Below are 19,014 nucleotides of genomic sequence, written 5' to 3'. Positions count from 1 at the left end.
TCGATCAGTATCGGAGAAATAGCCTCTTTTCAGCCGTCGTCCGCCCGGTCGTCTCGCGTGCTCGAGTCGACGTCGATCACGACCGGTCGGTCTTCCGGGACGGCGAGCGTCCGTTCGAGGACCGACGCGCGCAACGCGGGGCTGGCGTCGGTCGCCTCGCGTCGATAGTCGTCGCCGTCCTCGCCGTCACCGCCGACGCCGCGGGGCGTCAGGTAGTCGCCGTCGACGTCGACGTCGGCCGCCGCACAGAGCCGTTTGAGCACCGAGCGGGCGCCCTCCGTCGTGATCGCCGGCGGGGCGATCGACCGATCGCGGGCGAGTCGGCTCGCCGTCCGCTCCTCGAGGAGCGACTCGATTCGCGCCTCGTCGTGGCCGCGCTCGGCCAGGACCTCCCTGACCCGGCGAGCGATCGAGGGCGCGTGGCGGGTCGGGAACAGCGGCCAGTCGTTCGACGGCGGGTCGAGGACGACCCGATACCGGCGCAGCGGCGTCCGGGCCGGCGCCGGCAGCGGCACGTCCTCCATTCGCTGGGACTTGCCCAGCACGCGGATCGTTCCGGTGTAGAAGTCGACGTCGTCCCACGTCGCCCCCGTGCGCCGCTCGTCGTCCGGGACCCGAAACAGCTCGGAGCCCCGGACCCCCGAGTGGGCGAGGACGGCGACCATCGCGTACTCCCGGAGCCGGTTACAGCGTTCGTCGCGGTCGCCCGGCTCCGCCGTGGCCTCGAGGGCGCGCTCGCGGACGTGGGTCTCGAGGCGGCGGCGCTGACCGGCCGTCCAGAACTCGCTGTCGGGTCGTTCCTCGGCGGTCGGAAGCGCGGATTCGGCCGCGTCGGTCGCGGCCGGGTTCGTCTCCAAGATCCCGCCGCGGACGCACCACGAGAGAAAGGCCCGGACGACCGCGTAGTAGGTGCCGGCGGTGGAGGCGGCGTACTCGCCCCGGTCGGCTCGGGCCCGCAACTCGTCGGCGTACGATCGCATGTGCTCGACCTCGAGGGCGAACAGCGACCGGACGTCGTGTTCGACCTCGAGCCAGTCGGCCCACCGACGCAGGATCGACTCGGCGTTCGAGGCGTAGGTGCCGGCGCCCGGGCCGTCCGGATCGCCGACCGCCTTCCGCTGGAGGTAGGCGTCGACCGCGTCGACGACGGTGACGCCGGCGTCGGAGTCAGTCACGGCTCGATCACCCGCCGAGAACGCCACGTGAGATCGGCGCCGCTGATCATCTACTCGTACGGTACTGCGCCACCGTCCTAAATCTGTGTTTCGGTCCCACGGAGTCGAAAAAATCGTCTCGTCGTCAGTTCGTCGCGCCGAACCGACGCACGTCCGGGTGGTCGCTGATGAGCCCGTCGACTCCGGCCGCCGCCAGCCGGTCGGCCTGATACCAGGTCTCGAGGGTGAAGACGTTCACGTCTCGACCCTCCTCGTGGGCGACCGCGAGGAGATCGATCTCGTCCCAGCCGGCGCCCTCCTGGTAGTGCTGGTCGGCGTAGAACGGCGTCCCGCGGATCATGTCGTACGGCGGGTGGACCGCCTCGGCCTCGTAGCGGCGGGCGACTTCGACGCCGGCCTCGACGGAGTCCCAGAGCAGCGGCGCGACCGGGTAGTCCGAGGCCTCGCGGGTCGTCGCCAGCGCCGCCTCGTAGAACGACGAGAAGAGGTACTCGTGGTCGAAGTCGTCGACGACGTCGAGCACGTCGGCGACGAACGGCCGCCAGATCTCCGTCTGGGCGCTGAGTTCGTCGGACGGCAGCGATTCGGCGAACCGGACGTCGAACGAGCCCGGATTCTTCAGTTCGACGTTGACGCCGACGTGGGGCGGAATCGCCTCGAGGGTCTCGCGCAGTCGGGGGACGGTCTCGCCGCTCTCGAGGACCTCGGCGCTCGTGACGGTCTCGGTGTCGGTCTCCCAGACGACGCCCTCGGCGTCGGTGAGACCGCGCTCGCCGCCGTCGCGTTCGGCGAGTCGATCGTCGTGGAAGACGACGACGTCGCCGTCTGCGGTGGGGACGACGTCGATCTCGATCACGTCCGCCCCGCGGGACGGCGCGTACGGCGACTGGACGCCGCGGGCCGACGCCTCGACGGCGCCGACGGTGTTCTCGGGGTACAGCCCGGCGAACCCGCGGTGGGCGATCAGCGCCGGTTCGTCGGGGCGATCGACGAAGCCGCGTTCGCGCGATCGGTCGTGACGTCGATTTTTCGGACCGCCGGATCGATCGCGATTGGCTCCGCGACCGCGATCGGCGCTCGCGACGCCGATCATCCCGGTCGCCGACGCGCCCGCCGCGGCGATGAACGATCGCCGGCGGAGCGCGGAACCCGAGGTATCTGGATGGTCGGTCCGTCTCTCGTCGCCGTTCGTCTCCGACATCTGTACGAGAGCGGACCCGCGACACAAATAATAATTCTTATATTTACAGTCAGTAGTAAATAGTGGCGGTATCAGTGTCAATTTCTCCCAATGAGCGGCTGGGGACGACTATGACCGGTTCCGCGGCGCGTCACCTGCCGGGCGGGAATCCAACGACCGATCGGAGAGGCGGACTATCCGTTCGGACGGACGCTCGCTCCCAGCGACTGTCGGCATTATACCGTTCGGTAACGTACGCCAACGTATGACACCCACGGCGTCACGACGGTCGATCCTGGCCGGGATCGCCGTCGGGAGCGTCGCAGGGACGGCCGGCTGTCTCTCTGACGGCCGCGACGCCGAGGAATCGGTCAGCGAACGGCGTTCCGCGGCCGACCTCTCCGCGGTGGCCGTCTCGACGGCGATCGGCGACGTCGCCGTTCGATCGACGCCTCGAGACCAGATCGTGGTCGACGGGCGAAAGGCCGCCGTCAGCCCGGACGACCTCGAGACGATCGGGCTCGAGACGGCCACCGACGGCGATTGCCTCGAGCTGGCGGTCGAACGCGACGAGTCGCGGACGCTCTTCGGTCTCCGTCCAGATCCGGTCCTCGACCTGGCCGTCGCCGTACCGGACCGCCTCGCAGTTCGGGACGTCGACACGAGAGCGGGCGACGTCGCCGTCAACGACGTCCGGGGCGATCTCACCGCCGCGACGGAAACCGGCGACATCCGCGTTGCCGACGTCGATGGAACCGTCTCGGCAGCGACCGACGCGGGAAGCGTCGAGATCGTCGATCCGACCTCGATCGATCGTCTCGAGGCCGACTCCGGCGATATCACGGCGACGCTTCCGGGGATCGACGGCGACGCGACGATCGAGACGTCGTCCGGCGCCGTCGAACTGCGTCTGCCCGACCGACTCGATCTGACGCTGGACATCACGACCGAATCGGGCGAGATCACCGTCTCCGACGTGGGGGATCTGCCCGAGATGGCCGGGGACTCGCTGATCGAGGCCGTCGTCGGGCAGGGAACGCACCGACTCGAGGTGCGGACGGAGACGGGCGACGTGACGGTGACCGGACGAGAGTGACCGACCGACTGAGCCGCAATCGACGCGCTACTCGCGACGAAGCCCGGGCGATCGCGTCGCGCCGGACAGTTCGACGTTCGTGACGACGACCCGACAGACGAACGCACCGACGATGGCGACGGCGGCGCGACCGCCCAGCCCCACCGAGGCGCCCACGAGAGACGTGACCGTACTCGTCATCGAGAACAGCACGACGGCGGGGAGCACCCAGCCGACGATCAGTATCCACGGCTCGGCCAGCGCGTCGAAGCGGCCGGCGCCGGTGCGGAACTCCTCGACCGCCTCCGGCCGCAGGATCCACCCGGCGATCGCGAGGAACGCGAAGAGCCCGAGCGACAGCATGACGTCGACGAGCGGCCCGGAGACGAACTGGAAGACCGAACTGGCGAGCGCCAGCCCGCTTCCGGTGACCGCGATCAGACCCGATACCGACAGCGTCGCCTGTCGGCGCGAGACGCCGTACTCGTCGACGAGCGTCCCGACGGGTACCTCGAGCATGCTGATGCCGCTGGTCACGGCGGCCAACAGGACGGTCGCGAAGAAGGCCGTCGCGACGACGGCGCCGCCCGGGAGCGATCCGAACACCGACGCGAGCGCGACGAAGAGCGCCCCCGGACCGCCCTGTCCCGGATCGATACCCTGTGAGAACAGCAGCGGGATCACGATCAGTCCGGCGAGCACGCCGATGAACGTGTTCGAAACCGCGATGACGAGCGTGTCGCGCGGAAGCGACGCGTCGTCCTCGAGGTAGGACGCGTAGGTGAGCATCGTCCCGGCACCGAGCGAGAGCGTGAACAACGCCTGTCCGGCCGCCGGACCGAGAACGCTCGCGAAGTTCGCGGCGAGATACTCGCCGTCGAAGCCGAGATAGAACGCGTAGCCGGCGGCGGTGTTCGGCTGCGTCGCCGTCCACGCGCTGAGGCCGACGAGGAGCACCACGACGGCCGGAAGCATGACCTTCGAGACCCGTTCGATGCCGCGGCGCACGCCGAAGAAGACGATTCCGGCGACGAGAGCGAGAAACGCCAGATGGAACCCCACGGCTTCGAGGCCGTAACTCATCGCTCCGAAGTACTGCTGGGGCTGGCCGAAGTACGCCCCGTTCGGTGAGACCAGCGTATAGCGGAGAATCCAGCCGCCGACGACCGAGTAGAACGACAGCAACACGGTCGTCGTGACCACGGTGAACCAACCTACCACCGCTCCCTCGGGCGAACCGATGAGCGAGCGAAGCGCCCCGGTCGGCGTCTGTTTCCCGCGTCGCCCGAGAACGAACTCGGCGAGCAGGCCCGGGACACCGACGCCGATGATGAGCAGTAGATACACCACGAGGAACGCGCTCCCGCCGTTCTCGGCGGTCAGCCACGGGAACCGCCAGATATTCCCGAGGCCGGCCGCGCTGCCGACCGCGGCGAGAACGAAGCCGAGATTCGAAACCCACGAGTCGCGAGTAGCCATCAGTGACTGACGGTCACTAGGGGAGAGACAAGTCTGTATTGGTTCGATCGGTCACGTCGACCGAGGCTGACACGTCGTCGCTCCACTGATTCGTTTGATTCCTCTCACCGAGGTAGTCCATCGGTAGTTCAGCCGTCGGAGCAGGTAGCGGGTCGGGGACCACTGTGATCTCGATTTCCTCGTCAAAATTCCGTATATCGATATTCAGTTTATCCACTTCGATACAACGGCTGAATCTCCCGATATCACCCCATATGTGGCCTGAGGGCTCGATGTAGCCGACGAGGGGTATGCACAGTACATTAGCCCAATAATGTACGGTGCTATTTTGAGGGTCGACGCCGTCGGTGAAGCCGAGCCGATGGACCCCACAGATTCCCGGTCGTCAGCGGGGAAGTCCCTCGAGAAGGCCAGAAACGAGTTCGTCGACGAACGCGACGGCAACTACGCGTCGAACCTCGAGTACGTCCTCGACAACTGGATCGACTGGACGCCCGACCACGTCCGGACGCTCGAGGACGTCTCGAAACGCACGATGAGAAACTACGCGGCCCACCTCAAGCGCCGCGAAACGGCCGATGCGATCAGCGCTCCGACCGCCCGCACCTACTACAACTACGTCTCGGCGCTTCTGAACTGGGGCGTCGAAACCGGCACGCTCGTCGAGAATCCGGCAGAGAAAACGAACGCGAAGAAACCGCTCCCGTCGGGGACGACCAACAGCAGCGAACAACAGTTCTGGCAACCCGAGCAACGGCGGGCGATCACCGAGTACGTCGACGAACGCGCTCGCGAGGCGATCGCCGCCGACGGCACCGACGCCTTCGAGGAGGTACGGGATCGGGCGGTGATCTACACCCTCGCCTACACCGGCGTCCGCGGGTCGGAAGTGCTGGCCGATTCGCGCCACGACGACCGCAACGGGCTGCGGTGGGAGAACGTGAACCTCGAGCGCGGCGTCATCACGGTCTTCGGGAAGAGCCAAGACGAGGAGGAGGTCGGGCTGACGGGCCAGACTATCGAACCGCTCCGGCGCCTGCGAACGCTGGTCGACCCGCCGAGCGCGTCGTGGCCGGTCTTTCCCTCTCGGCACCCACCGTCGCTGTACGATGCGATCGATAGCGCGGGCCACGAGAAACCCGACGGCGACGCGTGGGAGTACGTCTGCGAGCACGGTATCGAACCGCCGTCGATGAGTACCTCCGGGGCGCGAACCCTGTTGAAACGCCTCTCGGAGGAAGCCGAGGTGCCGGGGCTGGATCTCGAGGGCGGCGAGTATCTAACCTTACACGGCGCGCGACGCGGCGTCGGCGAGGCGCTGTACAGGGAACACGGCGCCCAGCGAGCACAGCGGACGCTTCGCCACGCCGACCCGAAAACGACCTCGGAGATGTACGCTCACATCGAAGCGAGCGAACTGGGCGAAGACAATACGGCGGTCTTCGACGACGAGTGAGCGTCCGTCCGATATCGCGAGGCCGCTATAATCGACGATCAGATTCAGGTCCTCACTGAAGCGATTCGGTTCGCAATCCCCGATACTATCGTGACGCGTAGTCAGACCTCGAGGTCGCCCGAATCGCTCGAGTCCGGATCGAAGACGAATCGTCCGCGCCAGACGGTACTCGAATCGACTCCCGGAACGAACCGATGACCGACGCGCCCCTCCGCCGCAGTTGGGTTATCTCTGCCGCGTCGCTCGCGCTCTGGGCCGTCAGCGTCCTCTCGCTGGTCGGCTATATGGCCGTTATCGGACGCGCCGGCGTGCAGCGACAGGCCGCCGACCAGCTCTCGAGGCGCGCCCTCGAGACGAATCCCGAACCGCTGATCGTCCTGCTGGGATCGACGCTCGCGCTCGGTGCGTGTGCCGTCCTCTCGCTGCTGTACTACACCTACGCGCAGTGGCGACACGTGAAGCGGCGGCGACGGCGACTCGAGTCCGAGTCGGAGCCCGACGCCGACCTCGGAGTCGAACGAACGTAACGGAGACGGTTCGGAACTACGTCTCAGCCGTCCTGCTCCGGGCCCGCGGTTTCGTTCTCGGTGTCGTTCCCCTCGCTCTCGTTGGCGTCCGGGGCGTAGCCCGTCGGATCGCCCTCCTCCTCCATGTCCTCGCCGACCTCGTCCGGGTGGTCGGCCTGTTCGTCCTCGCTCGCGTTAGCTTCGCTGTCGTTCGCGTTCTCGCCGCTTTCACTCGCGTTCTCGCCGCTGTCGCTCTCGTCGGTCTCGTTCTCGCCGCTCGGACCGCTATCGCTACAGCCGGCCAGTAGCGTCAGCGATCCGACCGCGCCGAGTCCCAGTTCGAGCGTCCGTCTGCGGGAGCAGTCCATCGTCGTCCGGGTGCTATTCGGGACTGGAGGATATCGGCGGTGCTTGCGATGCCGTCCGAACGTCGTCACGTCGCCGACTCGAGCCGATCCCGACGCGGCCCTCTCAGGACGGATGCTGGTGCCTGACCTTCTCGGCGATCTGTCCCGGAACGGGCGTCCCGCAGTCCGTGCACTTCCAGCTGGGCGACGCGATCCCCGGCTCCTTTTCGAGGTCCTGCTTGAACTCGAGGAGGGCGCCGCAGGTACAGCGGTATGTCGTGCGGGTCATATCCGATCGGTCGCGGCGAACGGAAGTAAATGAATGGGCCGACGGCGAACCCGTCGGCCTTCGCTCGAGAACCACGGGTGACACGGAACGGCAACGCATACGGATGCCACCGCCGTCGAACCGACCGATGACCGAAACGGACTACCGGATCGCCGTGGCCGACGGGGAGGCGGTCGCCGCCGTCCACCACGAGGCCCCCGGCGACGACTGGATCGTCTACTGTCACGGCTTTCTGAGCGACAAGACCGGGAGTTACGAACGTCGCTGTCGGCGCGCGGTCGAGCGCGGCTACAACGCCGTCCGGTTCGACTTCCGCGGCCGCGGGGAGTCCGACGGCCGGTTCGTCGACCAGACGCTGAGCGACAAACTCGCGGATCTGCGCGCGGTCCTCGAGCACTTCGCGCCGCCGTCGGTCGTCCTCTTCGGCTCGAGTTTCGGCGGCAAGGTCGCGTTCCACGCGGCCGCCGACGACGAGCGGGTCGCGGCGGTCGCGACGAGAGCGCCCGTGACGTACAACCGCGCGTTCGATGACTATCGCGAAATCGTCGAGCGCGAGGGCGAGTGCGAGTTCGACACCGGCGACCGGATCGACGAGCGCTTCTTCGAAGACTTCGAGACGTACGAGTTCGACGACGTCACGGCGTCGCTGTCGGTTCCCGTCGCGATCTTCCACGGGAGCGACGACGACTCGGTCGCCGTCGACGACAGCTTCGAAGCCGCGGCCGCCCTGGAGACGGACGTCCTCCTCGAGACGTTCGCGACGGAGGGCCATCGGTTCTCGACCGACGCGGAGGACCGACTGCTCGAGCGACTGTTCCACTGGCTCGAGACGCAGTGATTTCGTCGACCGTCTTCGATGTGACGCGATCCGTTATAAACCATATGCTGATATACTAATTATGGCCTGCAGAAGTCAGACACGTCACGGATGATCGGTCGGATTTGAAACCCTCATCGTCCGACCCGACGAAAATCATATATTGTCAGCAACTCTTAGAAATAAATATGGTGTCACCGCTCCGCGTCCACACTCTCCCTGCAACATGGCGATTCGCACTCATCGGTGCGCTAGCCTCGCTACCTATCACTGCCATTCTAAACTGGCTGCCGAACTCGGAGGCGACCATCGGTGGCGGTATCATGATAATCGGAGCGCTCATCGCAGGAGTCATCGCTGCAATCCGCTCGTCAGATCCAAGTGCCGCTGGACTCCGCACTGGTTTCATTGGTGGCGTTATCGGACTGTTCGTATTCGTAGTGACAGTCGGTACGACGGCGACATGGCCGCTACCCAGAGTCGCATTTTTCGTCTTCGCCAGCGGACTGGTAGTCTGCGGTTCCTCCCTCTTCGGTCTCGGATTCGGTCGTGTCGGTGGTTGGGTGGCAAACACCGCTGCCTCCCGTTGACATCCCCCCTAGCGTAAATGGAGAGGGAGCGAAGATCCCTCAAGCAGTCGGACATAGCTCGACGACACCGAGGCTTCCCGTACTGCAGGTGTTCTGAGCGTCTGTTTCATATCACTCGAGACAGTGGCGGCCGAACTCGGATCCGGCAAATCGGCCCGACCGAGAGCGAATTTTCTCGGCCAGAAAAACCGGACCGTTTTTCATACCGATAGGGAAACGAACAGGTAGCAGTGAGTGAGGATACCGATCTGTCGACGGTGCTCGCCGTACTCGACGACGAGTACGCACGTGAGATCCTCACCCATACGAGCGTCGAACCCATGTCTGCCAGTACCTTGAGCGAACGGTGTGATGCGTCCCTGCCCACGATCTACCGACGGCTCGACCGTCTCGAGGAGTGTCGACTCGTCTCCGAAGAGACCGAGCTCGCCCCCGACGGCAACCACTACAGCGTCTACAGCGCGAACCTCGAGTCGCTCGAACTCTCCCTCGGTGACGGCGAGTTCGAACTCGAGGTCACGTATCAGGACGAAGACGTCGCCGACAAGTTCACCCGAATGTGGGAGGGGATGCGATGAGCCAGGACGTCGTTCGAATCGACGAAGCGCCGCTGTTCGAACTGCTGACCGTCGCGAGTCTCTTCCTCGTCGCACTGATCGGAACGATCATCGCGTATCAGGCGTATCGGGGCTACCGTCGCAACGACGCGTCGTCGATGCTCTATCTCGCCGTCGGCTTGCTCTTTCTCACGCTCTGTCCGTTTCTGATCAACGTGACGGTCACGACCGCGCTGCGGACGGATCAGGTCGTTACGGTTTTTCTCGAAAACGTCAGCAGACTCGTCGGACTGATCGCGATCATGTACTCGCTGTACGGACAGCACTGAGGGTCTGCAGCGACGAGAACCGATTTCGATGTATCCCCCGTTGGGCCGAAGCGAACGGCGGGGACAGCGGAGACGGATGAATCAGGACGACCTGGAATGGGGAGAGCCGCCCTGACGCTCGGAGTGGGGCTAGACGATGGGGGATGATCGGATTCGATGGGGAGAGTGCCGTCGGGAGTCGGGAACTCCGCCCCGGTCACTCCTTTCGGCCGTTCCCTAATAGTGCCACGAGCGCGTTTTCTGGGTCGGAAAATCCTCGATAGTCGTCGACCGCGCCGCCGATCGCCGCTACTGTGGCGTCCCAACGGTCCGAACGGCGGTTCCACAGGTTCTTTGGGCCGCCGCTCGAGGATCCGATATGCACTATCTCGTCGGAACGACGTCGGTCCACACGACGGCAGCGATCTGCGACTATCTCGACGAGCGGGCGACGGCCGACGACACCGTCACGGTCGTCGCCGTCGCGCCGACGGACGACGCGACGGCTCGCCGGGACGCACAGGAGGCGCTCAACGTCGCCCCCGTCAGACTGGCGACCGTCGGAACGGTTCGGACGGAACTCCGCGAAGACGGCGATCCGGCCGCGGTCCTGCTCGACGAAGCGACGACCGCCGAGGCCGACGAACTCCTGCTCACGCCGCGCGAGGTGACTTCCGACGCCCCGTCCGGCGTCGGGGAGACCGTCCGCGCCGTTCTCGAGCGGAGCTCGATTCCCGTCGTCGTCGTCCCGTCTCCCGAACTGTAACGCTCTCGGAGGGACGAGTGCAGCCGCCGGTCGCGCTACCAGCGTCGTGTTTGGCCCGCACATAGTCTCCGAACCCGTACACTCAATTCGTTCGAAACGACTGCCTTCTCCACGGTAGCGGACGGCTACTTAATCGACTCGTCAGTGAACCGTTCCCACGATGAGCGAGGAGATTCCGCTATTCGAAATTCCGTGGGACGAGAACGACGTCGCGAACGCCGTCGATTCGCTCACTCGCGGCTCCTACTGGGCGAACGGGCCGTATATCGAGGAGTTCGAGCGCGGACTCGAGGCGTATCTCGGCGTCGACCACGCGATAACGGTCAACTCCGGGACGACGGCGCTGGTCGCCGCGCTGACGACGCACGGTATCGGCGAGGGCGACGAGGTGATCGTCCCCTCGTTCACGTTCATCGCGACGGCGAACGCCGTCCGACTCGTCGGTGCACGACCGGTGTTCGCGGACATCGAACGCGAGACGTACGGGATCGATCCGGAACACGTCGCGACGCTGGTGACCGACGATACGGCCGCGATCGTGCCCGTCCACCCGTACGGTGCCCCCTGCGAGATCGGGCTGCTCGAGGACATCGCCGCCGACGCGGACGTGGCGCTGATCGAGGACGCCGCCGAGGCGTTCGGCGGCGATTACCGCGGTCGAACGCTGGGAACGATCGGCGACTCGGCCGCTCTGAGCTTCTGTCAGAACAAGATCTTGCCGACCGGCGAGGGCGGGGCCGTCGTTACCGACGACGACGAGATCGCTCGTCGACTCGACCGATTCCGCTCTCACGGCCGGGCCTCTGACGACTACTTCGGCTCGAGCGACAGCGGCGAGTACGTCGACTTGGGAACGAACGTCCGCATGTCCGACCTGGTCGCGAGCATCGGCTGTTCGCAACTCGAGAAGGTCGAAGACCACATCGCGAACCGACGGCGGGTCGCGACGCGCCTCTCCGAGGGGCTCGCCGACGTCGCCGGTGTCGAACCCCATACGGCGGCCGGCCGCGGCCGTCACGTCTACCAGCTGTACACCGTCACCCTCGACGAAACGATCGATCGCGACGTCGTTATCGACACCTTATCTTCGCTGAATATCGCGTCAAAGATCTATTGGGAACCGGCCGTTCATCTGACGCAGAGCTACCGCGATGAATACGGCTATCGGCGAGGTTCGCTCCCCGTAACGGAGGAAATCGCGGGACGCGTCATCTCGTTACCGATGCATCCAGCGCTTCCCGCGGACCAGATCGACCGTATCACGTCGGCCGTCGAAACCGGTGTCGAACGCGGACGGGAAGTCGATACGGCGGACCGACCGAATCCGGCGAACTGAACCCTCTCGCGACTATTTCGCGGCGACGATCGTCTCGATCCGGATTCGCCCAGCAGGTGCGAATCCGTCTGGAAAACTGACTGACTGTCAGGCCAACCGACCCATAACAAAGGGGAACAATCCGGTCCGGACGAATAGGCCGCGCTGACGCCGGTACGAGACCGCGGATGCTGCGGCAGTTGGGGTTACAAGTCACCTATGAGATGGTCAGTTACAGCCGATACAGGGACGTCGATCCGGGAGGCGCTCACGCGGATCGACCGCTCCGACTACGGAGGTATCGTTGTCGTCGACGACGAGGACCGGCTCGTCGGAACTGCGACGGCCGATCGACTCAGACGGAGCCTACGTGACGGCGTCGCGCCCGACGCACCGGTGGCGACTGCCGTCGACGATGAGCCGACCGTCGTCGACGCGAGCGGCTCCGAGCGAACGGTCGAGAACGAGACGGAGTCTCGCGGAAACGAGACCCCGGAAACGGTCGTCACGCCCGTGATCGACGAGGACGAGACCGTCATCGACGTCACGACCGTCGAACGACTCGACGGAATCGCGGCCGACGTCGAACCGACGACCGGCGGCGTCGAGCGGGTACTCGTCGTCGGCGGCGCGGGATACCTCGGCTCGGTCCTCTGTCGACAGCTCCTCGAGGAGGGGTTCGACGTCCGCGTCCTCGATCCGCTGCTGTACGGCGACGCGGGAATCGCCGAACTCGCCGACGACGATCGGTTTACGCTTCACCGGGGCGACGCGCGATCGGTCGAAGCGGTCCTCGAGGCGATCGACGGCGTCGATGCCGTCGTTCATCTCGGCGGAATCGTCGGCGATCCGGCCTCCGAAATCGATCCGGAGAAGACCCTCGAGTACAACCTCCACTCGACGCAGCTCTTGGCGTCGGTCTGCAAGTACCACGGCATCACGCGGTTCGTCTTCGCCTCGACGTGTAGCGTCTACGGTCGGTCCGACGGCGACACCGGGCGACTCGCCGAGGGCGACGCTCGCAACCCCGTCTCGTTGTACGCCCGGCTGAAGATCCAGTCCGAGCGCGTGCTCCGCGAACTCGCCGACGAGCACTTCGCCCCGACGATTCTCCGGATGGCGACGGTCTACGGCCGGTCGCCGCGGATGCGGTTCGACCTCGTCGGAAACGTCCTCCCCGCGAAAGCGTACTCGGAGGGCGTCGTCCCCGTCTTCGGCGGCGACCAGTATCGGCCGAACGTCCACGTCGCCGACGCCGCTCGCGCGTACGTCGAGTGTCTCACGGCACCGATCGAGGACGTCGGCGATACCGTCTTCAACGTCGGATCGAACCGGCAGAACTACCGGATCGACGAACTCGCGACCATCGTCGAGGACTGCTTCCCCGACGCGTCGATCGAATTCCACGAGGACCGAACCGACGAACGGAGCTATCGCGTCGCGTTCGACAGGATCCGATCGGTACTCGACTTCGAACCCGAACGAACGATTCGTGATCACTGCCTCGAACTGCGAGACGCGTTCGAAGACGGGATGTACGGCGAGTACACGGCCACCAGGTACAACAACTACGAGACGCTCGACCGGGCACCGAGCTTCGAGAACACGACGGCCGTTCTCGAGTCCCACGACTCGTCGACGGCCGAGCGACCGCACGAGAAACTCCCCTCCGGTGAAGTGTAGTCCGAGCCTCGTTCTCTTCGGACGCCGTCGGGTTGTGCGACGGCCAGACGGCCGTAATCGTCTGTCTGATCCCGTTTGACAGGACGACGGCAGCGAGTCCGAGCGACGATTGGACTCCGGTCGCCCTCGAGACCGATTCGCTCGTCGTTCGATCACCTCGCTATTCCAGAGTACCAGTTCGATACGGAGTAACACACCCGTTTTACGGTATTGGATACCGTACTCGTTCCCGATGTGCTCGCTCGACGTCGATCCACTGGACGCCCGGGTCCTCGCACGCAACTACGAGTACGCGCAGAAGAACGTGCGCCTCCTCGCGCTGTGGTACGAGTGCGATATCCAGCGGATGCTCGAACTCCTGGCGGAACACGACATCGAACTCTCCAGAAACGATCGACTGCAGTTCGGAGCGGACTATCGAACGGCACGGCAGGCCTCGTGCAAGTAGCGCGAGCGCCCGTCGTCAGACCATACTGCTCGCCGAGTCTCGAGTGGTATCACGCGGACGTTCGGTCGCACGACCAGTGGTAACGCGAGCGGTACGTCACCGGTCCATAGTCTCGGCTCCGTTCACGAACGGACCTTCCGATTCCTTCCCGATTAATCGATATATTTCGCGAAACGGGAGCGATGTAGCGGTTTTCCGACACAATTGATCGTTCAGTGACCAATTATACCGGGAGATGACAAGGCTGAAGGCCGTAACCGAAAACTCACCGCTGTGCGCTACAGTTCGGCGGCGAAACGCGCGATTGCTGACCTCCGGAGCGGTGGCCGCGGGAAGATACTGCTCGCCGTCGCCTTCGGCTGGTTCCTGTCGATCAGCGTCCGGATGATCTACCCGGCAGTGTTACCGGACATCCGCGGTGCGTACGGTCTCACGCTGACGTCGTCCGGTTTCCTGTTGACCGTGCTCTGGATCGCGTACGCGTGCGGACAGCTTCCCGGCGGGATCCTCGCCGACTGGACCGGGGAGCGTCCGCTGTTGATCGCCAGTTCGCTCCTCGCCGCGGCGATGCTCGCGCTCGTCATCCTCGCGGACTCGGCGATCATCCTGTTTCTGGCGACGGCGCTGTTCGGCGCGGGAACGGCGCTGTACGGCGTCTCGCGGTTCACGATCCTGGAGAAGATCTATTCCGAGCAACTCGGCACTGCAACGGGCGCGACGATGGCCGCCGGCGATATCGGGAACGCGGTGATGCCGCCCGCCGCCGGGTTCATCGCGACCGCGTTGGCCTGGCAGTACGGCTTCGGGTTCGCCGTTCCGCTCTTCCTGCTCGCTGCGGTCGGGCTCTGGGCGACGCTGCCGAAACAGACGTCGACAGCGACGTCGCTGCGAGAGTCCCTCGTACTCGACGGTGTCGTCTCGACGTTGTCTCGGCCGACAGTGTTGCGTGGTACCGCACTGCTCGTGGTATGGGCGGTGATTATTCAGGCATTCATGGGGTTCTACCCGACGTATCTGATCGACGTGAAGGGGTTCTCAGCGCGGATCGCGACCGTTCTGTTCGGCTTCTTCTTCGCGCTCGGCATCCTGATGAAGCCGATCGCGGGTCGGGCTTACGACAGCATCGGCGTTCGAGTCCCGCTGTTAGTGATCATGAGTACGGCCAGTCTGGCGCTCGCCGCGCTTCCGTTCGTCGGTGCGGCGTGGCTGTTCGTTCCCTTGACGGCGCTTGCGAGCAGTCTTCTGGGATTCGAAACGATCGTCATCTCCGATCTGACCCGTCGCCTTCCGGACGGGACGCAGGGAACGAACTTGGGCGCGCTCCGGTCGGTCTATCTCGCGCTCGGTGCGTTGAGTCCGGTCCTCTTCGGAGCGGTCGCCGACCGAGGATACTTCGACGAGGCATTCCTCGGTATCGCCGCGCTCGCCGGCGTGGTCGCTCTCACCGTGTTCGCCTCTATCGATTACTGAAGCTCACACGCGCGTTCCGATGGACGCGCTCTCGTCGGAGAACGACTACGAAGACGACGAATTCAGGGAATTCGTATGGAAGAACGCTGTGAACTACTGCGATAACTCACGGTGCGTTGTCTCGTGTACGTTACCGGGTTTTCGCTCGGCTCACCGTTCTACCGAGCGAACGGTTTCGTACCAGTAATTTAAGCGTGCATGTAGTGCTGTGTATTACAATCGAGACGAAGACGATTTCACTCGACGAGGAAGCCTAAGAGCGGCTGAAGGCTCGGAAGAGAGAGGGAGAGAGCTTCAGTGAAACCGTCAAGCGCCTCGCCGGAGAACGGCCGTGGAACGAAATCACAGGAATTCTCTCCGAGGACGAGGCGGCAGACCTCGAGGCCGCTATCGAGGAGGGCCGAACGAAGTTCGGAGAGCGGAGTGACCGCTTCACAGCGGAGTTAGACGAAAGCCGTAGGCGACGAGACATCGAAATGATTCAGGACACATCGTTCATTATCGACTTACTACGTGGCGATGAAAACGCAGAGCGACTTCTCGATATCGTTGAAAAAGAAGCACGACCGCAAAAAGTGTCCTCCGTGACGGTTTTGGAACTCTACGAGGGCGTTGCTCGGTCTCAGATATCGGACACGAAGCGAGAGTGAATTCTCGAGATACTAGAAACGAAGCACGTCGTGAGTGCCGACCACACCGTGATGCGAAAAGCCGGAAAACTCTCCGGTGAGCTAATCAACGGCAGCGAACGGATTGACCGAGAAGACTGTATTATCGCTGCGACTGCGCTTCTCAACGACAAACCGGTTCTCACGAGAAATACCAAGCACTTTGAGCGTATCGACGGCCTCGAAGTACGGTCTTACTGAGGATTTGACTGCGTGAGAGGCTACCTATACTTTGTTCAGGTAGTCGTTATCCAATGTGCGAACTACTGAAACGCAGTCTAATACCACAAAACCACTATTGGTGGTAAGATTCTTTGTCTATGGCACCATAGTCATATTAATGTCAGCAGAAACGGACGGGCAGGGGAGGCTGTACATCCCCAAAGACGTACGAGAAAAATACGGCGAAAAGTACCACATCGTCACGTACGAGGACAGAATTGAACTCGTTCCGGTTGCAGACGACCCGCTCGCTGCAGTCCGCGAGGCGGCAGGCGAGTTACGTGATGCCTCCGTCGATGATATTCGTGCGGACATCGAAGCAGAAGCGAAAGCTGAGGCTCGCGAGAACGGGGACGATAGATGACGGTTTACGTCGAAACTGACTTTCTACTCGCACTCGCCAAAGACTCGGACTGGTTGCAGCAATCAGCAGAAGAGGCACTCGACGAGTACGACGTAGAAACGTCGTCCTTCTCCTATCTCGAACTCCTTCTCGCCCGAGAACGGTACGAGTTCGATTACGTCCCACTCGTGGCAAACTTGCTCGAACTCGTCCCTGTCCGAGACGAGGAAGAACGACAAATCGTTCTGAAGGCCGTCAACTACTACGACGAGGGAATGACGGCGTTCGATGCGTTCCACGCAGCGACTGCGGAAACACGTACGCTGAACGTGCTCTCATCGGAGAAAGACTACGAGGACATTGAGGTGGAACGAGTCCCGCTAGAACCGGCTGATGAATGACGTAGCAATATTCCCGTCGCGTGCTACCGATTCTCGCGCTGCTCGACCTTGTTCAGCTCGATCAGCAGTCGGAAAATCGCCTTCACGAGGTTGGCGTCGACGTCGAACTGCTCGGCGTTCTCCCCGGCCCGCTCCATCACCTGTTGTTCCTGTTTCTCGTCGGTCGTCGGCAGACCCTGTTCGTCCTTGACCTGTGCGATCGTATCGGCGACGTAGGTGCGCTGGGCGATCAGTTCGACGATCTCGCGGTCGATCGTCTGGATCTCCTCGCGCAGTTCGTCGAGCGTCATCTCGTCAGGTAGTCGGTTCTCTGTCCCACCGTCCGTCGCTGTCTCGGAGTTGCGAGTCATATCGTTTGTGTCCCGTCCGTTCGCGTCGCCAGTAATCGTGTCGTTCCGTCGCGGTCGTCCCACCGCTCTCGGGCCGCCTCGAGCGTCGATCGGTCGCCGACGGCGACGTAGCTCGGTCCCGTTCCCGACAGCGAGACGCCCTCGACGTCGGGCAAGACGTCCATCATCGGTCCCGTCGGGAACTCGAGGGCGGCCGAGAAGGCGAAGCCGTTGACGGTCATCGCCTCGCCGTAGCGACCGTCGAGGGCGAGTTCCGCGACGAGCTCGGCCATCGGCGCGACGCGCTCGCAGGCCGAAATATCGGCGTCGGCGCTGAACGACTGTTCGGGCGGCGTGTAGACGAGTGCGTCCCAGTCGACCGCCTCGCGAGCGAGCAACTCGTCGGTCGCGTTGTCGGTGACGGTGACGCCGCCGAGCATGCTCGCGCTGGCGTCGTCGAACGCGCCCGTCGCGGTGACGCCGGCGTCGCGGGCCGCGCGGACGCCCAGGCGACAGGCGTCGACCCGATCGATCGTGTCGGCGATCTCGAGGGCGTCCAGCGTCGCGAGCACGGTCGCGTTCGCCGCGGCGCTGGAGCTCTTCAGGCCCGAGGCCATCGGTACCTCGCTGTCCGTTCGGACTCGAGCGCCCACGGCCGACGCGTCGAGGCCCGCGTCGTCGGCGTACTCGGCGAGCGTCATCGCGACGCAGCGCTCGACGAGCGTCGTGTCGGCGTCGGGCTGCCCGGCGATTTCGGCGTCGATCTCCCCGGTATCGGTGAGTTCGACGGTGGCTGTCGTCTCGAGGTCGATCGCGAACGCCGAGCCGGTCCCGGTCGCGAGCGCGTTGAGAACCGTTCCGGCGGCGGGGGCGACGGCGCGGCCGTCCATAGTCACACTCTCTCAGACCGCGTACTTACGGCTGACGGTTCGCCGGATTCCCGAAACGATCACCGTCTCGACGTCGCAGGCCGAGTCGATCCCGCTCGCTGGCCGACGGCTCGGACGCGTCGGCGTCGACGGACCGACGACGGAACCGACCGTTTTTCCGGGATCCGACCGAACGAGCGACCAATGAGCGCGCGCAACAACGTCGCACCCAGTACGATCGGCGTCGACTTCGTCGAAGGGGGCGTCGTCGTCGAGTATCTCGACGGTCGGGACGTCTTCTATCACGGCCCGCCGAAACCCGTCGAGGGAGCGATCACGACGCCACCGGGAAAGGAAGTCCACGTCCTCGTCACCGATCCCGACGGCGTCGAGGGCGTCATGACCTACGTCAACGACCGCAACACCCACGACGACATCCTCGAGTCGACCGGCGTCGGCCGCGTGATGCTCGAGCGAGACGACGAGGAGGAGCTGTTCCCCGGCGTCACCGTCTCCACGGAGGGCTACTCGATTCGCGTCGAGGCCGATCTCGAGGTCGTCGACGGTCGCGTGTTCGTCTTCGCCGAGGACGAGATGAGCGAGCACGCCTACGAACTCGTCGAGCACGTCGAGACGGAGGCCACCGCGACCGACGACGGGGAGGGATCGACCGACGCAGTGGACGGCGACGGGACCGAGACCGGCACCGAGTGGGGATAAC

General features: G+C 64.4%; 23 protein-coding genes. 16 read left to right on the top strand and 7 right to left on the bottom strand.

Annotated elements, in window-relative coordinates; genetic code table 11:
• Positions 1–29: 29 nt before the first annotated feature.
• Both WD430_RS21795 and WD430_RS21790 read right to left on the bottom strand, forming a co-directional pair.
• On the bottom strand, positions 30–1,175 hold the full coding sequence (locus WD430_RS21795) for a recombinase XerD (RefSeq protein ID WP_339106442.1): 1,146 nt from the start codon (positions 1,173–1,175) through the stop codon (positions 30–32).
• Positions 1,176–1,299: 124 nt separating this feature from the next.
• Positions 1,300–2,376, bottom strand: coding sequence for a glycerophosphodiester phosphodiesterase (locus tag WD430_RS21790; protein WP_339106441.1), 1,077 nt, complete (start codon positions 2,374–2,376; stop codon positions 1,300–1,302).
• A 244-nt stretch (positions 2,377–2,620) separates the two neighbouring features.
• On the opposite strand from WD430_RS21790, the gene WD430_RS21785 reads away from it, so the two are divergent.
• On the top strand, positions 2,621–3,451 hold the full coding sequence (locus tag WD430_RS21785) for a DUF4097 family beta strand repeat-containing protein (RefSeq protein WP_339106440.1): 831 nt from the start codon (positions 2,621–2,623) through the stop codon (positions 3,449–3,451).
• 27 nt (positions 3,452–3,478) lie between these two features.
• On the opposite strand, the gene WD430_RS21780 is transcribed toward WD430_RS21785, so the two are convergent.
• Positions 3,479–4,909, bottom strand: a complete 1,431-nt coding sequence (locus WD430_RS21780; RefSeq protein WP_339106439.1) for a sodium-dependent transporter — start codon at positions 4,907–4,909, stop codon at positions 3,479–3,481.
• 361 nt (positions 4,910–5,270) lie between these two features.
• Here WD430_RS21780 and WD430_RS21775 point away from each other — a divergent pair, with 361 nt between their 5' ends.
• Positions 5,271–6,365 carry a tyrosine-type recombinase/integrase gene (locus tag WD430_RS21775; RefSeq protein ID WP_339106438.1) on the top strand — a complete coding sequence of 365 codons (1,095 nt, stop codon included), beginning with the start codon at positions 5,271–5,273 and terminating at the stop codon, positions 6,363–6,365.
• Positions 6,366–6,559: 194 nt separating this feature from the next.
• Positions 6,560–6,892 (top strand): hypothetical protein, encoded by a 333-nt coding sequence (locus WD430_RS21770; protein ID WP_339106436.1) that lies wholly within the window; start codon positions 6,560–6,562, stop codon positions 6,890–6,892.
• A gap of 23 nt (positions 6,893–6,915) precedes the next feature.
• On the opposite strand, the gene WD430_RS21765 is transcribed toward WD430_RS21770, so the two are convergent.
• Both WD430_RS21765 and WD430_RS21760 read right to left on the bottom strand, forming a co-directional pair.
• Positions 6,916–7,239, bottom strand: a complete 324-nt coding sequence (locus tag WD430_RS21765) for a hypothetical protein (RefSeq protein ID WP_339106435.1) — start codon at positions 7,237–7,239, stop codon at positions 6,916–6,918.
• 103 nt (positions 7,240–7,342) lie between these two features.
• A complete protein-coding gene (locus tag WD430_RS21760) occupies positions 7,343–7,507 on the bottom strand; it encodes a hypothetical protein (protein ID WP_339106434.1) in 165 nt (54 codons plus the stop codon).
• Between the two features lie 127 nt (positions 7,508–7,634).
• On the opposite strand from WD430_RS21760, the gene WD430_RS21755 reads away from it, so the two are divergent.
• The 12 genes from WD430_RS21755 (at position 7,635) to WD430_RS21695 (ending at position 17,095) form a co-directional block, all read left to right on the top strand.
• Positions 7,635–8,345, top strand: coding sequence for an alpha/beta hydrolase (locus WD430_RS21755; RefSeq protein ID WP_339106433.1), 711 nt, complete (start codon positions 7,635–7,637; stop codon positions 8,343–8,345).
• 167 nt (positions 8,346–8,512) lie between these two features.
• The gene (locus tag WD430_RS21750; RefSeq protein WP_339106432.1) at positions 8,513–8,914 is read left to right on the top strand and encodes a DUF5518 domain-containing protein; all 402 of its coding nucleotides are present in this window, start codon (positions 8,513–8,515) and stop codon (positions 8,912–8,914) included.
• A 230-nt stretch (positions 8,915–9,144) separates the two neighbouring features.
• Entirely contained in the window at positions 9,145–9,492 is a 348-nt protein-coding gene (locus WD430_RS21745) for a winged helix-turn-helix domain-containing protein (RefSeq protein ID WP_339106431.1), read from the top strand.
• Complete coding sequence (locus WD430_RS21740) at positions 9,489–9,800, top strand: hypothetical protein (protein WP_339106430.1); 312 nt, start codon at positions 9,489–9,491, stop codon at positions 9,798–9,800. The genes WD430_RS21745 and WD430_RS21740 overlap by 4 nt, the downstream gene beginning before the upstream one ends.
• 358 nt (positions 9,801–10,158) lie before the next feature.
• Positions 10,159–10,545 carry a universal stress protein gene (locus tag WD430_RS21735; RefSeq protein WP_339106429.1) on the top strand — a complete coding sequence of 129 codons (387 nt, stop codon included), beginning with the start codon at positions 10,159–10,161 and terminating at the stop codon, positions 10,543–10,545.
• A gap of 160 nt (positions 10,546–10,705) precedes the next feature.
• Complete coding sequence (locus tag WD430_RS21730; protein ID WP_339106428.1) at positions 10,706–11,881, top strand: DegT/DnrJ/EryC1/StrS family aminotransferase; 1,176 nt, start codon at positions 10,706–10,708, stop codon at positions 11,879–11,881.
• A 198-nt stretch (positions 11,882–12,079) separates the two neighbouring features.
• Positions 12,080–13,543, top strand: a complete 1,464-nt coding sequence (locus WD430_RS21725) for an NAD-dependent epimerase/dehydratase family protein (RefSeq protein ID WP_339106427.1) — start codon at positions 12,080–12,082, stop codon at positions 13,541–13,543.
• Between the two features lie 232 nt (positions 13,544–13,775).
• Positions 13,776–13,991: a hypothetical protein gene (locus WD430_RS21720; RefSeq protein ID WP_339106426.1), complete on the top strand. Its 216-nt coding sequence runs from the start codon at positions 13,776–13,778 to the stop codon at positions 13,989–13,991.
• Positions 13,992–14,264: 273 nt separating this feature from the next.
• On the top strand, positions 14,265–15,461 hold the full coding sequence (locus WD430_RS21715; RefSeq protein WP_339106425.1) for an MFS transporter: 1,197 nt from the start codon (positions 14,265–14,267) through the stop codon (positions 15,459–15,461).
• 263 nt (positions 15,462–15,724) lie between these two features.
• Positions 15,725–16,111 (top strand): antitoxin VapB family protein, encoded by a 387-nt coding sequence (locus tag WD430_RS22660; RefSeq protein WP_407067164.1) that lies wholly within the window; start codon positions 15,725–15,727, stop codon positions 16,109–16,111.
• Positions 16,112–16,469: 358 nt separating this feature from the next.
• A complete protein-coding gene (locus tag WD430_RS21700; RefSeq protein WP_049889560.1) occupies positions 16,470–16,715 on the top strand; it encodes an AbrB/MazE/SpoVT family DNA-binding domain-containing protein in 246 nt (81 codons plus the stop codon).
• Positions 16,712–17,095 carry a PIN domain-containing protein gene (locus WD430_RS21695; protein WP_339106423.1) on the top strand — a complete coding sequence of 128 codons (384 nt, stop codon included), beginning with the start codon at positions 16,712–16,714 and terminating at the stop codon, positions 17,093–17,095. The genes WD430_RS21700 and WD430_RS21695 overlap by 4 nt, the downstream gene beginning before the upstream one ends.
• Positions 17,096–17,118: 23 nt before the next feature.
• Here WD430_RS21695 and WD430_RS21690 read toward each other — a convergent pair whose 3' ends face one another.
• Both WD430_RS21690 and WD430_RS21685 read right to left on the bottom strand, forming a co-directional pair.
• Positions 17,119–17,445: a chorismate mutase gene (locus tag WD430_RS21690; protein WP_339106422.1), complete on the bottom strand. Its 327-nt coding sequence runs from the start codon at positions 17,443–17,445 to the stop codon at positions 17,119–17,121.
• A complete protein-coding gene (locus WD430_RS21685) occupies positions 17,442–18,314 on the bottom strand; it encodes a shikimate kinase (protein WP_339106507.1) in 873 nt (290 codons plus the stop codon). Before WD430_RS21685 ends, WD430_RS21690 begins: the two co-directional genes overlap by 4 nt.
• Before the next feature lie 183 nt (positions 18,315–18,497).
• On the opposite strand from WD430_RS21685, the gene WD430_RS21680 reads away from it, so the two are divergent.
• Positions 18,498–19,013, top strand: a complete 516-nt coding sequence (locus WD430_RS21680; protein WP_339106421.1) for a DUF5796 family protein — start codon at positions 18,498–18,500, stop codon at positions 19,011–19,013.
• Position 19,014: the final 1 nt, after the last annotated feature.

The sequence above is a fragment of the Haloterrigena sp. KLK7 genome (genome assembly GCF_037914945.1).
Taxonomy (GTDB): domain Archaea; phylum Halobacteriota; class Halobacteria; order Halobacteriales; family Natrialbaceae; genus Haloterrigena; species Haloterrigena salinisoli.
This window is presented reverse-complemented; position numbering and strand designations above follow the sequence as displayed.

Excerpts from the sequence above, each read along its gene's own strand:
- WD430_RS21790 (WP_339106441.1), bottom strand. The coding sequence starts at position 2,376 with ATGTCGGAGACGAACGGCGACGAGAGACGGACCGACCATCCAGATACC.
- WD430_RS21785 (WP_339106440.1), top strand. The coding sequence starts at position 2,621 with ATGACACCCACGGCGTCACGACGGTCGATCCTGGCCGGGATCGCCGTC.
- WD430_RS21780 (WP_339106439.1), bottom strand. The coding sequence starts at position 4,909 with ATGGCTACTCGCGACTCGTGGGTTTCGAATCTCGGCTTCGTTCTCGCC.
- WD430_RS21775 (WP_339106438.1), top strand. The coding sequence starts at position 5,271 with ATGGACCCCACAGATTCCCGGTCGTCAGCGGGGAAGTCCCTCGAGAAG.
- WD430_RS21770 (WP_339106436.1), top strand. The coding sequence starts at position 6,560 with ATGACCGACGCGCCCCTCCGCCGCAGTTGGGTTATCTCTGCCGCGTCG.
- WD430_RS21765 (WP_339106435.1), bottom strand. The coding sequence starts at position 7,239 with ATGGACTGCTCCCGCAGACGGACGCTCGAACTGGGACTCGGCGCGGTC.
- WD430_RS21760 (WP_339106434.1), bottom strand. The coding sequence starts at position 7,507 with ATGACCCGCACGACATACCGCTGTACCTGCGGCGCCCTCCTCGAGTTC.
- WD430_RS21755 (WP_339106433.1), top strand. The coding sequence starts at position 7,635 with ATGACCGAAACGGACTACCGGATCGCCGTGGCCGACGGGGAGGCGGTC.
- WD430_RS21750 (WP_339106432.1), top strand. The coding sequence starts at position 8,513 with ATGGTGTCACCGCTCCGCGTCCACACTCTCCCTGCAACATGGCGATTC.
- WD430_RS21740 (WP_339106430.1), top strand. The coding sequence starts at position 9,489 with ATGAGCCAGGACGTCGTTCGAATCGACGAAGCGCCGCTGTTCGAACTG.
- WD430_RS21735 (WP_339106429.1), top strand. The coding sequence starts at position 10,159 with ATGCACTATCTCGTCGGAACGACGTCGGTCCACACGACGGCAGCGATC.
- WD430_RS21730 (WP_339106428.1), top strand. The coding sequence starts at position 10,706 with ATGAGCGAGGAGATTCCGCTATTCGAAATTCCGTGGGACGAGAACGAC.
- WD430_RS21725 (WP_339106427.1), top strand. The coding sequence starts at position 12,080 with ATGAGATGGTCAGTTACAGCCGATACAGGGACGTCGATCCGGGAGGCG.
- WD430_RS21720 (WP_339106426.1), top strand. The coding sequence starts at position 13,776 with ATGTGCTCGCTCGACGTCGATCCACTGGACGCCCGGGTCCTCGCACGC.
- WD430_RS21700 (WP_049889560.1), top strand. The coding sequence starts at position 16,470 with ATGTCAGCAGAAACGGACGGGCAGGGGAGGCTGTACATCCCCAAAGAC.
- WD430_RS21695 (WP_339106423.1), top strand. The coding sequence starts at position 16,712 with ATGACGGTTTACGTCGAAACTGACTTTCTACTCGCACTCGCCAAAGAC.
- WD430_RS21690 (WP_339106422.1), bottom strand. The coding sequence starts at position 17,445 with ATGACTCGCAACTCCGAGACAGCGACGGACGGTGGGACAGAGAACCGA.
- WD430_RS21685 (WP_339106507.1), bottom strand. The coding sequence starts at position 18,314 with ATGGACGGCCGCGCCGTCGCCCCCGCCGCCGGAACGGTTCTCAACGCG.
- WD430_RS21680 (WP_339106421.1), top strand. The coding sequence starts at position 18,498 with ATGAGCGCGCGCAACAACGTCGCACCCAGTACGATCGGCGTCGACTTC.